The 13,268-nt window shown below is 73.3% G+C and carries 12 protein-coding genes and 1 pseudogene; 7 read left to right on the top strand and 6 right to left on the bottom strand.

Going from position 1 to position 13,268, the window contains the following annotated elements:
- Positions 1-308 (top strand): annotated as a pseudogene (locus BM093_RS36085) (IS110 family transposase); the annotation flags it as partial.
- Positions 309-354: 46 nt separating this feature from the next.
- Here BM093_RS36085 and BM093_RS21420 read toward each other — a convergent pair.
- On the bottom strand, positions 355-1,140 hold the full coding sequence (locus BM093_RS21420) for an isocitrate lyase/PEP mutase family protein (RefSeq protein ID WP_093347681.1): 786 nt from the start codon (positions 1,138-1,140) through the stop codon (positions 355-357).
- A gap of 153 nt (positions 1,141-1,293) precedes the next feature.
- On the opposite strand from BM093_RS21420, the gene BM093_RS21415 reads away from it, so the two are divergent.
- A complete protein-coding gene (locus BM093_RS21415) occupies positions 1,294-1,701 on the top strand; it encodes a hypothetical protein (protein ID WP_143105466.1) in 408 nt (135 codons plus the stop codon).
- A gap of 4 nt (positions 1,702-1,705) precedes the next feature.
- On the opposite strand, the gene BM093_RS21410 is transcribed toward BM093_RS21415, so the two are convergent.
- The 3 genes from BM093_RS21410 to BM093_RS21400 form a co-directional block, all read right to left on the bottom strand.
- Complete coding sequence (locus BM093_RS21410) at positions 1,706-3,322, bottom strand: peptide chain release factor 3 (RefSeq protein WP_093347665.1); 1,617 nt, start codon at positions 3,320-3,322, stop codon at positions 1,706-1,708.
- Positions 3,319-3,729: a VOC family protein gene (locus tag BM093_RS21405; RefSeq protein ID WP_093347663.1), complete on the bottom strand. Its 411-nt coding sequence runs from the start codon at positions 3,727-3,729 to the stop codon at positions 3,319-3,321. The genes BM093_RS21410 and BM093_RS21405 overlap by 4 nt, the downstream gene beginning before the upstream one ends.
- 172 nt (positions 3,730-3,901) lie before the next feature.
- Entirely contained in the window at positions 3,902-4,309 is a 408-nt protein-coding gene (locus BM093_RS21400) for an ankyrin repeat domain-containing protein (RefSeq protein ID WP_093347745.1), read from the bottom strand.
- 77 nt (positions 4,310-4,386) lie between these two features.
- Here BM093_RS21400 and ligA point away from each other — a divergent pair, with 77 nt between their 5' ends.
- Positions 4,387-6,846, top strand: a complete 2,460-nt coding sequence (gene ligA, locus BM093_RS21395) for an NAD-dependent DNA ligase LigA (protein WP_218162859.1) — start codon at positions 4,387-4,389, stop codon at positions 6,844-6,846.
- A gap of 235 nt (positions 6,847-7,081) precedes the next feature.
- Entirely contained in the window at positions 7,082-7,801 is a 720-nt protein-coding gene (locus BM093_RS21390) for a 3-keto-5-aminohexanoate cleavage protein (protein ID WP_093347654.1), read from the top strand.
- Positions 7,802-7,810: 9 nt separating this feature from the next.
- Here BM093_RS21390 and BM093_RS21385 read toward each other — a convergent pair whose 3' ends face one another.
- Complete coding sequence (locus BM093_RS21385; RefSeq protein ID WP_093347652.1) at positions 7,811-8,467, bottom strand: ACT domain-containing protein; 657 nt, start codon at positions 8,465-8,467, stop codon at positions 7,811-7,813.
- A 385-nt stretch (positions 8,468-8,852) separates the two neighbouring features.
- Here BM093_RS21385 and gatC point away from each other — a divergent pair, with 385 nt between their 5' ends.
- From gatC to gatB, 3 genes are read left to right on the top strand one after another with little or no spacing between them, the layout of a single operon-like run.
- Positions 8,853-9,185: an Asp-tRNA(Asn)/Glu-tRNA(Gln) amidotransferase subunit GatC gene (gene gatC, locus BM093_RS21380; protein ID WP_093347649.1), complete on the top strand. Its 333-nt coding sequence runs from the start codon at positions 8,853-8,855 to the stop codon at positions 9,183-9,185.
- A complete protein-coding gene (gatA, locus tag BM093_RS21375) occupies positions 9,182-10,687 on the top strand; it encodes an Asp-tRNA(Asn)/Glu-tRNA(Gln) amidotransferase subunit GatA (RefSeq protein ID WP_093347642.1) in 1,506 nt (501 codons plus the stop codon). The genes gatC and gatA overlap by 4 nt, the downstream gene beginning before the upstream one ends.
- A complete protein-coding gene (gene gatB, locus BM093_RS21370) occupies positions 10,684-12,204 on the top strand; it encodes an Asp-tRNA(Asn)/Glu-tRNA(Gln) amidotransferase subunit GatB (protein ID WP_093347640.1) in 1,521 nt (506 codons plus the stop codon). Before gatA ends, gatB begins: the two co-directional genes overlap by 4 nt.
- A gap of 13 nt (positions 12,205-12,217) precedes the next feature.
- Here the strand turns inward: gatB and BM093_RS21365 are convergent, their stop codons facing one another.
- Positions 12,218-13,228, bottom strand: coding sequence for a hypothetical protein (locus BM093_RS21365; RefSeq protein WP_245773687.1), 1,011 nt, complete (start codon positions 13,226-13,228; stop codon positions 12,218-12,220).
- Positions 13,229-13,268 lie beyond the last annotated feature (40 nt).

The following is a 13,268-nucleotide window of genomic DNA, read 5'->3' as shown; positions in this document are numbered from 1 at the left end:
CCAAGGGCGACGTCTGGCTGACCGACATCCTGACCCAGTGCGCCTGGTCCGCCGCCCGGACCCGCGACACCTACCTCTCGGCCCAGTTCTGGCGACTGGCACGCCGGATCGGGAAGAAGAAGAAGGCCGCGATCGCGGTCGCCCACTCCATCCTGGTCATCAGCTGGCACCTGCTGACCAACGACTGCGACTACCAAGACCTCGGCGGCGACTACTTCACCCGCCGCAACGCCGACCGCCAACGCGACCGCCTCATCGGCCAACTCCACAACCTCGGCTACCGCGTCACCCTGGAGCGACCCGCGTAGACCGGCTGCGGTTGATTCTCCTTACAGCCGCGAAAACCACTCACAGTCAGTTGAGCTTGCGGGTGTCGGCGGGCAGGCCGCCGCCGTCGTAGACGTCCTCGGCGAGCTTCGCCAGCGCGGTGAGGGCGACGTTCTGACTCCACGGCCCGTAGGAGACGCGGGAGACACCCAGCTCCTGCGCGGTGCTCAGCGGGATCGAGCCGGGGACGCCGATCAGGTTGACCTTGCGCTCGCCGAGCGCCTCGACCAGGCGCCCGACCTGGGTCTCGTCGAGCTTGCCGGGCACGAAGACGTTGGACGCGCCGGCGTCGAGGTAGGCGCGCCCGCGCTCGATCGCGTCGGCCAGGACCTCCTCCGGGTCGCGATCACCCGCCTTGAGGAACGCATCGGTGCGGGCGTTGAGGACGAAGTCGACCCCGGCCCTCCGGGCGGCGGCGACGGCGGCCTCGACCGCCTGCACCGACTGGTCGAGCGGCTTCATCTGGTCCTCGAGGTTGCAGCCGACGATCCCGACGTCGATCGCGCGCGCGACCGTGCCGCCCGGGTCGCCGTAACCGGCCTCCAGGTCGGCGGTGACCGGCAGGTCGCCGGCGACCCGCGCGATCAGCCCGACCGCGGAGATCATCTCGTCGCGGGGGATGTTCTCGCCGTCCTCGTAGCCGTGCGCGGCGGCGATGCCGTGGCTCGCGGTCGCGAGGGCCGCCGTGCCCGGCGTGCCGGCGACGACCTGTGCGGTGATCGCGTCCCACACGTTGACCACGAGCAGCAGCTCGGGGGCGGTGTGCAGGTCCTGCAGCTGGGTGGCCTTCGCAGCGACGGTGGAGGTGTTCATGCGATCACGGTAGGGCGGTGCGGGTGCGCCCGCCGCCCACGGTCCTCCCCTCGGGAGCGTGGATCGGTTCACCCGCGCCGGACCGTACCCAGAACTGTGGATCTCCCCCGGTCCGGCGAGCGCACGGGGGGTTGCGAACCGGATGCTGTGGCCGTGCCCCGCAACCGCTCCGTCGCCCCGCGACCGCTCGCCACGACGCGTGGCGGTCTCGCGACGACCGCACTGGTGCTCGGCGCGCTGGGCGCCGTGTGCGTCGCGGCCGCGATCGGCCTCTCCGTCGTCGCACCGCTCCCGCTGGGCGGCCTGGCGCTCGCCTCGGTCGGCGTGGTCCTCACACTGGCGGGGCTGCTGCTCGGCACGATCGACGCGACCCGGGGGCCGGTGCGCGGGAACCGCAGGGCTGTCCTGGCGGCCGGGGTGTCGGTCGCCGGTCTGGCCGGCGGGCTGATCTGGCTGGCCGCGTTCGTGATCACCGCCGTGGCCGGGCCCGCCCCGACCACCACGGTCCAGCCGCCGACCGGCACCGAGACCTGCGCGCCGTCGAGCTGCGCGGCGGACTGACCGGTCAGGAGACCGACGACCCCGCGGGCATCGCCTCGAACCGCAGGTCCGGGAACTTCTTGCAGATGATGTCCATCCGCCACTTGTTGCTGAACAGCGCCAGGTACTCGCCGTCGGAGTCGCGGCGCAGCACCTCGCACTCGGACTGCGACGAGAGGGCCTCGAGCGCGGCCTCCTCGGTCAGCCGGGCGACCTGGTAGGGCAGCCGGTCCAGCGTGACCGGGGCGTTGAACTCGGTCTCCAGTCGCCCGGTGACGACGTCGAACTGCAGCGGCCCGACCGCCGCCAGGACCGGCGCCTGGTCGCCGCGCAGGTCCGAGCGCAGGATCTGGATGACGGCCTCGTTCCCGAGCTGCTCGATGCCCTTGCGGAACTGCTTGTACTTGCCCGCGTCCTTGGCCCGGATCACCGCGAAGTGTTCCGGCGCGAACGCCGGGATCGACGGGAACTCCACCGGCCGCGAGGCGTAGAGGGTGTCGCCCGGCCGCAGGGCGGTGGCGTTGACCAGGCCGACGATGTCGCCGGGGAACGCCTCCTCGACCGTCTTGCGTTCGGCGCCGAACACCGACTGCGCGTACTTGGTGGCGAACGGCTTGCCGGTGACCGCGTGGGTGAGCACCATCCCGCGCTCGAACCGGCCCGAGCAGAGACGCAGGAAGGCCATCCGGTCGCGGTGCGCCTTGTCCATCCCGGCCTGCACCTTGAACACCAGACCGGACGTGGGGGCGTCGAGCGGGCGGTCGTGCCCGTCGACGTCCGGGCGGGCCGCCGGTGCGGGGGCCAGGTCGACGAGCGAGTCCAGCAGCCGCGCGACGCCGATGTTGGACAGCGCCGAGCCGAACAGCACCGGTGTCGCGGTGCCGGACAGGAAATCCTTCTCGTCCCAGCTCGCGCCGATCTCGTCGAGCAGGCCGAGCTCGTCCTGCGCGGTCTGCCAGTACTCCGGCTCCTGGGCGGCGATCGTGTCGGCGTCGACGACGGCCGCGGTCGCCTTCGTCGCACCACCGGCGGCGCGGGTGAACGCGGTGTACTCACCCGTTGCGCGTTCGATCAGGCCCTTGAACTCCCCGGCGATGCCCAGCGGCCAGGTCAGCGGCATCGGGCGCAGCCCGATCGTCTGCTCGACCTCGTCGAGCAGCTCCAGGGCCTCGCGCCCGGGGCGGTCCCACTTGTTGACGAAGGTGACGATCGGGACGCCGCGGGAGCGGCAGACGTCGAACAGCTTCAGCGTCTGCGGCTCGAGACCCTTCGCGGCGTCGAGCAGCATCACCGCGGCGTCGACCGCGGCGAGCACCCGGTAGGTGTCCTCGGAGAAGTCGCCGTGGCCGGGGGTGTCGAGCAGGTTGATCACACAGTCGCGGTAGGCGAACTGCAGTACCGCCGACGACACCGAGATGCCGCGGGCGCGCTCCATCTCCATCCAGTCCGATGTGACGCCCTTGCGGCCGGACTTGCCGTGCACCGCGCCCGCCGAGTCGATGACCTCGGCGTGCAGCGCGAGGGCCTCGGTGAGCGTGGACTTGCCCGCGTCGGGGTGGGAGATGACGGCGAAGGTGCGCCGGCGCGCGGTCTCGCCGACGACTCGGGTGTCTCCGCTGCTGGCGTCCTGCGGGTCGGTCACCGTTCCAGGATAGGTGCGCCCTCCGACATCGATGACGACGGCGCCCGGCTGAGGTCCACGACGCAGAAGACGTTGCCCTCCGGGTCGGCCAGGACTACGAAATCGGGTTCGGCGGGGTAGTCGTCCCAGCCGGGCAGGGTCGCGCCGAGTGCCGTCAGCCGGTCGACCTCGGCGGTCTGCTCGGCCGTGGTGTCCACGAGCAGGTCGAGGTGGACCCGGGGGCGCGGCTCGGGCGGGGAGTCGCTGCGCATGAGCCCGAGGACGCGGGTGCCGTCCGTCGCGGTGAGGGTGCGCCACTGCGCGCTCGCCCACTCGGCGGAGACGGTGAGGTGCAGCGCGGCCGACCAGAAGGCGGCCGCGCGGTCGAGGTCGGTGACCCCGACGACGGGGAATCCGAGACGTAGCACGGGTACAGCCTGGGCCATGTCCCTGACAGTTCAGCGGCCCTGACAGTTCGGCGTCCCTGACAGTTCGGCGGCCCGGCCGCACCGGAGTGCGACCGGGCCACCTGTCCCGAACTGACGCGCCGCTCCCACCACGAAGCGACACCGCAGATATTAGGTAAGGCTTACCTGGCTGTCAAGACCCGGAGCCTGCGGCCGGCCCGGCGTGCTCCTCCAGGAGCGCCCGCATGTCCGGGATGTCGAAGTGCTCGACGGTCGCCCATGCCGATGGGCTGCCGTGGTGCGGGTCCGCGCCGGCCTCGAGCAGGGCCGTCACCGCGCCGGCCGACTGCGCGAACAGGGCAGCGGCGATCGCGGTCTGGCCGCGGTCGTTGGTCCGGTTCGGGTCGGCGCCGCGGGCGAGCAGATCGGTGACGATCGGGTCGTTGCCGTAGTAGGCGGCCAGGATCAGCAGCGTGTCGCCCTTCGGGTCGGTGATCTCGACCGGGACACCGGCGTCGAGGTACGCCGTGAGCTGCTCGGTCGCGCCGTCCCGGGCCAGGTCGAACATCCGGTGCGCGAGTTCCACGGCCGAGTCGTCCATCTCGCCACCGTAGGTTCGCACGGACGGGCGCGCTCGGTCGCGCATGACTGTCGGGGGTCAGGGCTAACCTGCGACGCGTGAGTTCCCAGACCGACGAGCAGGCCCGCGAACGGCACGCGCAGCTGGCCGCGGAAGTGGCCGACCACCAGTTCCGCTACTACGTGCTGGACGCGCCGGTGATCTCCGACGGCCAGTTCGACGAGCTCTGGCACGAGCTGCTCGCGCTGGAGGAGGAGCGGCCCGACCTGGTGACGCCGGAGTCGCCCACCCAGCGGGTCGGCGGCACCTTCTCCACCGAGTTCGTCGCGCACGACCACCTCGAACGCATGCTCTCCCTCGACAACGCCTTCTCCGCCGAGGACCTGCGCACCTGGCAGGAGCGGGTCACCAAGGAGGTCGGGGAGAACCTGCACTACCTCTGCGAGCTCAAGATCGACGGGCTCGCGGTGAACCTGCTCTACGAGGACGGGCAGCTCACCCGCGCACTGACCCGTGGCGACGGCCGCACCGGCGAGGACATCACGCTGAACATGCGCACCCTGGCCGAGGTGCCCCGGCGGCTCACCGGCACCGCGGAGTTCCCGGTGCCGAAGCTGGTCGAGGTGCGCGGCGAGGTCTACTTCCGGCTGGAGGACTTCGAGAAGCTCAACGCCGCCCTGGTCGACGCCGGCAAGCCGCCGTTCGCGAACCCGCGCAACACCGCGGCCGGGTCGCTGCGGCAGAAGGACCCGCGGGTCACGGCGTCGCGGAACCTGAAGCTGATCTGCCACGGCCTCGGCAGGCGCGACGGGTTCACCCCGGCCACCCAGTCGCAGGCCTACGACGCGCTGGTCGCCTGGGGCCTGCCGATCTCGCCGCGCACGAAGGTGCTGCAGGGAATCGAGCGGGTGATCGAGTTCGTCGAGCACTGGGGCGGGCACCGGCACGACGTCGAGCACGAGATCGACGGCGTCGTCGTGAAGGTGGACGAGGTCGCCCTGCAGCGCCGGCTCGGCGCGACCTCGCGGTTCCCGCGCTGGGCGATCGCCTACAAGTACCCGCCCGAGCAGGCCACCACGACCCTGCTCGACATCCGGGTCAACGTCGGCCGCACCGGGCGGGTCACCCCGTACGCGGTGATGGAGCCGGTGAAGGTCGCCGGGTCGACGGTCGAGATGGCCACCCTGCACAACGCCGACGAGGTGCGTCGCAAGGGCGTGCTGATCGGCGACCGGGTGGTGATCCGCAAGGCCGGGGACGTGATCCCGGAGGTGCTCGGGCCGGTCACCGACGTGCGGTCCGGCTCCGAGCGCGCGTTCGTCATGCCGACGCACTGCCCCGAGTGCGGCACGGCGCTGGTGCAGCAGAAGGCCGGCGACGTCGACCGGCGCTGCCCGAACGCCCGGTCCTGCCCGGCGCAGCTGCGCGAACGGCTGTTCCACGTGGCCGGCCGCGGGGCCTTCGACATCGAGGGGCTCGGGTACGAGGCCGCGGTCGCGCTGCTGACCTCCGGCGTGCTGACCGACGAGGGCGACGTCTTCTCCCTCACCGAGGACGACCTGCTGCAGACCGAGCTGTTCCGCACCAAGGCCGGCACCCTCTCGGCGAACGGGGGCAAGCTGCTCACCCACCTCGAGGCCGCGAAGGACCGGCCGCTGTGGCGGGTGCTGGTCGGGTTGTCGATCCGGCACGTCGGTCCGACGGCGGCCCAGGCGCTGGCCCGCGAGTTCGGGTCGATGGACGCGGTGCAGGAGGCCGCGGTCCGCGCGAAGGAGGGCACCGAGGCGGCCGGGGTCGCGATCGTCTCGGACGGCTCGGCCGGGGACGAGCCGGCGGCGGGCACCGGCCCCGCGGAGGCGGCTCCCGACGCCGCCGCTCCCGACGCCGCCCCCGACACCGGAGCCCCCGAGACCGGCGCCCCCGACCCCGCGGCTCCCGACGCCGGCGACCCCGCGGCTCCCGACGCCGGCGACCCCGCGGCTCCCGACGCCGGCGACACCGCTGCGCCTGATGCCGGCGACACCGCCCCCGATGCCGGGGACGCGGCCGAGGCGGTGGGTGACGCCGAGGCCGCCGTGGCCGAGGCGGAGAAGCAGGAACGCGCCGCCGCCCGGGCCCGGGCCCGGGCGGTCGCCGAGGCGCTGGCCCCGATCGCCGGGGTCGACGGCGTCGGGCCGACCATCGCCGCGGCCGTGCGGGACTGGTTCTCGGTCGACTGGCACCGCGAGGTCGTGGACAAGTGGCGGGCGTCCGGGGTGCGGATGGAGGACGAGGTCGACAGCTCGGTCCCGCGCTTCCTCGAGGGGTTGTCCATCGTGATCACCGGCTCGATGGAGACCTGGTCCCGGGACGAGGCCAAGGAGGCGATCATGGCCCGCGGCGGCCGGGCGGCCGGGTCGGTGTCGAAGAAGACGGCGTTCCTCGTCGCGGGGGAGGCCCCGGGGTCGAAGTTCGACAAGGCCAACGATCTCGGCGTCCCGGTGCTCGACGAGGCGGGCTTCACGATCCTGCTCGAGCAGGGCCCCGACGCCGCGCGCGAGCACGCCTCGTCCGGGTGACCCGCGACCGGGTGGTCTCTCCGGGCGCGGCAGTCCTCGTTCGCGGGGTGCGGCACGCCGTGCGTGACCGCCCGTTCACCGGGCGTGTTCCCGTCCGGCGCGGGGGGCGTGCCGGACGGCGACGCGGGGCCCGGCCGAGCGCGTCCGGTCCCGCCTGTGCGGCGCGCTGCGCCTAGTGTCGGACCGGTCGGGCCCGTCGGCCCGGTGCTGGTCGAGGTGGAAGCGGGGGAACACGGTGCTGCAGGCGGCGCTCAACGGGGCTCGACCGGCGGATGCGCATCCCGCGCTCCCGGTGCTGCCCCGACACCTCGCGCGCGACGCGCGCGCCGTCGCCCGGCTCGGCATCACCTCGGTGCACGTCCATCCGCGCGACGACACCGGCGCCGAGACGATCGAGCCGGCCGTCGTCGGTGACGTGGTCGCCCTGATCCGCCAGGAGGCACCCGGCATCGAGATCGGGGTCCCCACCGGGCGCTGGATCCAGCCGGACCCGGCCGACCGGGTCGAGACCGTGCTGGCCTGGGGCCGGCTCGGTTCCGGCAAGCCCGACGTGTGCGGGGTGAACGTGCACGAGCTGGGCTGGACCGACGTCTGCCGGGCTGCGTGGTCGGTCGGGATCGCCGTCGAGCTGGGCGTCTGGACCAGCGGGGACGCCGTCACCCTGCGCCAGAACGGGCTGCCGCCGGGCACCCGGCGGGTCATCGCCGAGTCGACCGTCGTCGACCCGGAGACCGCCGTCGCCGAGGGCATCCGGATCCTGCGCGCGCTCGGTCAGCCTCCCGTCCCCGTGCTGCTGCACGGCGAGGAGGAGGGCGCCTGGCCGGTGCTGGAGTACGCGACCCGGGTCAACATCGACACCCGGATCGGGTTCGAGGACGTGCTGGTCCGCCCGGACGGCTGGCTGGCCACCGGCAACGACGACCTCGTCCGGACCGCGCTGTCGATCCGGGTCTGAGCGGGCCGGTCAGGCCTTCAGGACGGTGGCGACGATCCCGGCCAGATGGGCCAGCCGGGCCAGCTCGGACGGGCGGAAGACCGGACCGCCGGGGCGGCCCACGACCAGCGTCTTCGGCGGGGCCCCGGTGCCGAACGGGGCCGCCGCCAGCTCGGTGTCCATCGCCCGCCACGGCTCGGGCACCCAGTGGCTCTCGTCGAGCGCGATCGCCCGGTCCAGCGGCAGCCACGGCAGGTCACCGGTGCGCGTCTCGGGCGCGGTCGAGCTCTCCGCGATGCGGTAGGAACGCCCGTCCTCGCTGACCGCGACCAGCGCCCAGCCGGCCCGGAACAGCCGCGGGACCTCCGCGGCCAGCAGGTCCAGCCCGTGCCCGGGGTCGCCGGCGATCTCGTCGAGCAGCTCCAGCTCGCGGTGCGTGTCCAGCTGCCCGGTGTGCGGGCGCACGGACTCCACGGCCACCCCGGGGACCGACTCGGCGGCGGTGATCAGCACGTCCGGCGGGCGGTTGGTGGGCAGCTCGACGGCGATGTCGTCGACGGCCTGACCGCCCCCGCGCTCGACGACGTCCACGCTGAGGATGTCCGCGCCGGCGCCACCGAGAGCGGAGGCGACGGCGCCGAGGTTGCCTGGCTTGTCCGGGAGAACGACCCGGAGCAGGAACGACACGGACGGATCCTCTCCCTCTGCGCGGAATGCCGGTCACGGCATGCCGGTGACCCCGTCCGGAACGCCACCGGGCCAGGGGCCGGGCTGTTCCGGGCGGGACCCGAGATCCTGCCACCCGGGCCGCCGCCGGTCATCCGGTCCCCGCCGTCGCGGACCCGTCCGGCTCCGCCACCGGGTGGCGGCCGGGCGACGGACCGGCGGGAATAGACTGGGACGACACCGGCGCACGCGTCCGTACAGGGGCGTGTCGGGCGGTGTTCCGGGCGGCGTCCCGCGTCGCCGCCACGCCGCCGTCGTGGCGTGGCCGGCGCCGGGTGGTCCGGGGCCCGGACCCGCCGGAACCGCAGCGCATCGCCGCGAGACGAGTAGCAGACCGAGGAGGGGCATGACCGCCCATTCCGCTGAGCGGACAGATTCCGGCGGGGTCATCACCCGGGACGAGGTCGCACACCTCGCCCGGCTGGCCCGCCTGGCCGTCACCGAGGACGAGCTGGACACCTTCGCCGGCCAGCTCGACGTGATCATCGGGTCGGTGGCCCGGGTCGGGGAGGTCGCGGCCGACGACATCCCGCCGACCTCGCACGCCGTGCCGCTGGAGAACGTGTTCCGGCCCGACGAGCGCCGTCCCGGCCTCGACCAGGCGCAGGCCCTCGCGGGCGCGCCGGCCGCCGAGGACGGGCGCTTCCGGGTGCCGCGGATCCTGGGGGAGGAGCAGTGAGCGCCTCCGACCTGACCCGGCTCACCGCCGCCGAGCTCGCGTCCAGGATCCACGCCCGGGAGGTCTCCGCGGTCGAGGCCGCGCAGGCCCACCTGGACCGGATCGGCGCCGTCGACTCCCGCGTGCACGCGTTCCTGCACGTCGGTACCGAGTCCGCGCTGGCGTCGGCCCAGCGGGTGGACGCCGCGCTGGCCGACGGCGCGGAACCGGTGTCGCCGCTGGCCGGGGTGCCGCTGGCGCTCAAGGACGTGTTCACCACCACGGACATGCCCACGACGTGCGGCTCGAGGATCCTCGAGGACTGGCAGCCGCCGTACGACGCCACCGTGACCGAGCGGCTGCGCGCGGCCGGGATCACGATCCTGGGCAAGACCAACATGGACGAGTTCGCCATGGGCTCCTCCACCGAGCACTCGGCGTACGGGGTCACCCGCAACCCGTGGGACACCGCGCGCGTGCCGGGCGGTTCCGGCGGCGGCTCCGCGGCCGCGCTGGCCGCGCACGAGGCCCCGCTGGCGATCGGCACCGACACCGGTGGCTCGATCCGTCAGCCGGCCGCGTTCACCGGCACCGTCGGCGTCAAGCCCACCTACGGCGGGGTCTCCCGCTACGGGTTGGTGGCCTGCGCATCCTCGCTGGACCAGGCGGGGCCGTGCGCGCGCACCGTGCTCGACGCGGCGCTGCTGCACGAGGTGATCGGCGGCCACGACCCGCGGGACTCGACCTCGATTGACCAGCCGGTGCCCGACGTCGTCGCGGCCGCCCGCCAGGGTGCGAACGGCGACCTGTCCGGGCTGAAGGTCGGCGTCGTCCGTGAGCTCGGCGGCGAGGGCTACCAGCCGGGCGTGCGCGCGGCCCACGACGCCTCGCTGCGCCGGCTGGAGAAGCTGGGCGCCGAGCTGGTCGAGGTGAGCTGCCCGCACTTCGAGTACGGGATGGCCGCCTACTACCTGATCCTGCCCAGCGAGGTGTCGTCGAACCTGGCCCGGTTCGACGCGATGCGCTACGGCCTGCGCGCCGCCGAGGGCCGCTCCGCCGAGGAGGTCATGGCGAACACCCGCGAGCAGGGCTTCGGCCCCGAGGTGAAGCGCCGGATCATGCTCGGTACCTACGCGCTGTCGTCGGGCTACTACGACGCCTACTACGGCCAGGCGCAGAAGGTCCGCACGCTGATCAGCCGGGACTTCGCGGCGGCGTTCTCCCAGGTCGACGTGCTGGTCTCGCCGACGACGCCGACCGTTCCGTTCCCGATCGGGGAGAAGGTCGACGACCCGCTGGCCATGTACCTCAACGACCTGGCCACGATCCCGACGAACCTGGCCGGGGTGGCCGGGATGTCGGTGCCGTCCGGCCTGGCCGAGGGGCTGCCGGTCGGCCTGCAGGTCATGGCGCCCGCGCTGGGCGAGGCCGTGATGTACCGCGTCGGGGCGGCGTTCGAGGCCGCCCGCGACGCCGACGAGGGCGGGCCGCTGATCGCCCGCGTTCCGGAGGTGACGGCATGACCACTGCTTCGACCCACAGCGAGCCGGAGCTGGTCGAGTTCGACGACGTCGTGGCCCGGTTCGACCCGGTGCTGGGCATTGAGGTGCACGTGGAGCTGTCCACGAACACCAAGATGTTCTGCGGCTGCCCGACCGAGTTCGGCGCCGAGCCCAACACCCAGGTCTGCCCGGTCTGCCTCGGCATGCCGGGCGCGCTGCCGGTCGTCAACCGGGCCGCGGTGGAGTCCGCGATGCGGATCGGGCTGGCGCTGAACTGCGAGATCGCCCCCTGGGGCCGGTTCGCCCGGAAGAACTACTTCTACCCGGACATGCCGAAGAACTTCCAGACCAGCCAGTACGACGAGCCGATCGCGCACGACGGCTTCCTGGACCTGACCCTGGACGACGGCGAGGTCGTCCGGATCGGGATCGAGCGGGCGCACATGGAGGAGGACACCGGCAAGTCGCTGCACGTCGGCGGCGCCGACGGCCGGATCCACGGTGCCGACCACTCGCTGCTCGACTACAACCGGGCCGGCGTGCCGCTGATCGAGATCGTCACGAAGATGATCCCGGACACCGGTGCCCGCGCCCCGGAGGTGGCCCGCGCCTACGTCACCGCGCTGCGTGACCTGATCAAGTCCCTCGGCGTCTCGGACGTCCGGATGGACCAGGGTTCGATGCGCGCCGATGTGAACCTCTCCCTCTCGCCGTCGGGCTCCGGGCAGCTCGGCACCCGCACCGAGACCAAGAACGTCAACTCGCTGCGGTCGGTGGAGCGCGCGGTCCGGCACGAGATGAGCCGGCAGGCCGGTGTGCTCGACGCCGGCGGCGAGATCGTGCAGGAGACCCGGCACTTCGACGAGGCGACCGGGCACACCCGGGCCGGGCGTCGCAAGGAGACCTCGGAGGACTACCGGTACTTCCCGGAGCCCGACCTGGTCCCGATCGCGCCGTCGGCCGAATGGGTCGAGGAGCTGCGCGGCACGCTGCCGGAGCTGCCCTGGGAACGCCGCAAGCGGATCCAGACCGAGTGGGGGATCTCCGACGAGGAGATCCGCGACCTGGTCAACGCCGGTGCGCTGGACCTGGTCGAGGCCACGGTCGCGGCGGGCGCGTCCTCGCAGGAGGCCCGCTCCTGGTGGGTCGCCTACCTCGCCCAGCAGGCCAACACCCGCTCGGTGGAGCTCGCCGACCTGGCGATCACCCCGGAGCAGGTGGCCCGGGTGATCGCGCTGGTCGCGGACGGGGAGCTGACCAACAAGCTCGCCCGCCAGGTCGTCGACGGTGTGCTCGACGGCGAGGGATCGCCGGACGAGGTCGTCGCCGCCCGCGGGCTGAAGGTCGTCTCCGACGAGGGCGAGCTGATCGCCGCCGTCGACGCGGCCCTGGCCGAGCAGCCCGACGTCGTGGAGAAGATCCGTGGCGGCAAGGTGGCCGCCGCCGGCGCGATCGTCGGTGCGGTCATGAAGGCCACGCGTGGGCAGGCGGACGCGAAGCGGGTGAAGGAGCTGGTGGTGGAGCGGAGCAGCCTGTGAGTGGTTTTCGCGGTCAGGACCGCGAAAACCACGCACGGGCCGCGCAGCGGTCACAGGCGATCGGCTGCTGATCCCAGCCCAGCCGGTGGAGGACCTGGGCGACGTCCCGTGCCCCCAGGCACGGGTCGGCGTCCAGGTCCCGCCAGCCGAAGACGAGCCGGGCATGTCCCGCGAGCTCGGCGGCGTTGTCCCGGCGGCGGTCGCGGAACGCGACGTCCGCGCGGATGTGCGTCCGCCCGTCGAGCCGGACGATCAGTGACCCACCGGGCATCCGATACTCGACGTCCTCCCACAGGGTCTGGCCGTCGACCGCGAACGGGACCTGGCGCTGCCCGGTGGGCAACCCGTGTGCCTGCTCCACCGCGGTGACGTAGAGCTCCTCGAGGGCGGAGTGCACGCCGTCGCGGACCATGGAGACGGCGGCGTGGAGCGCGCGGGCGTACCGGCGCGGCGGCCGCTCGATGAGCCGGAGCTCCACCTCCCACGGCCGGACCCGACCACCGGTCATGAGCTGGATGAGCGTCGTCCGAGCCGTGCGGGCGTCCGGGCACTCGACCGCCAGGTCGATGGCGGTGTCGGCCACCGACGTCCGAGGCGGGACGGTGCCGACGACGATGTGGGGGTGGGCCCGGGACCGGTGCACGACGATCCTGCCCGGCTGGCTGACGGCCGAGGCACCGTAGGGCACCGTGATGTGGATCGGCCCGGCCGCCTCGGGCACCAGCGTCCACTCCTCGGCCGCGGTGTCGTGGCTCAGGACCGCCGCGGGCCCGCCGTACAGCAGGCTCCCCGCGATCCTCGCCGTGCGGCCGGGCGGGCCGGTGAACGTCGCGTAGACGGACCGGACGAACCGCGACCAGCGACCGCCGTCGACCTGGGCGAGCGTCGTCGCCCAGCTGATACCGAACCCGGTCAGCTGGGCCGCGCTCACCATGCCTGCCTGGCGCTCGAGCAGCCGGAACCACTCCTCCGCCCGGCCCTGCACGACGATCGGACGCGGGACGATCAACCTGGGAGCTCGCACGGATCGAGCCTGGCGCGCCCGGACGCCGGTGAACCGTCGT

Origin of the sequence: Pseudonocardia ammonioxydans, from assembly GCF_900115005.1 — a bacterium.
GTDB classification, from domain to species: Bacteria; Actinomycetota; Actinomycetes; order Mycobacteriales; family Pseudonocardiaceae; genus Pseudonocardia; species Pseudonocardia ammonioxydans.
This window is presented reverse-complemented; position numbering and strand designations above follow the sequence as displayed.

What these genes read in the sequence shown, in the direction of transcription:
- BM093_RS21420 (WP_093347681.1), bottom strand. Translation starts at nt 1,140, where the DNA reads ATGAACACCTCCACCGTCGCTGCGAAGGCCACCCAGCTGCAGGACCTG.
- gatB (WP_093347640.1), top strand. Translation starts at nt 10,684, where the DNA reads ATGACCACTGCTTCGACCCACAGCGAGCCGGAGCTGGTCGAGTTCGAC.
- gatC (WP_093347649.1), top strand. Translation starts at nt 8,853, where the DNA reads ATGACCGCCCATTCCGCTGAGCGGACAGATTCCGGCGGGGTCATCACC.
- BM093_RS21400 (WP_093347745.1), bottom strand. Translation starts at nt 4,309, where the DNA reads ATGGACGACTCGGCCGTGGAACTCGCGCACCGGATGTTCGACCTGGCC.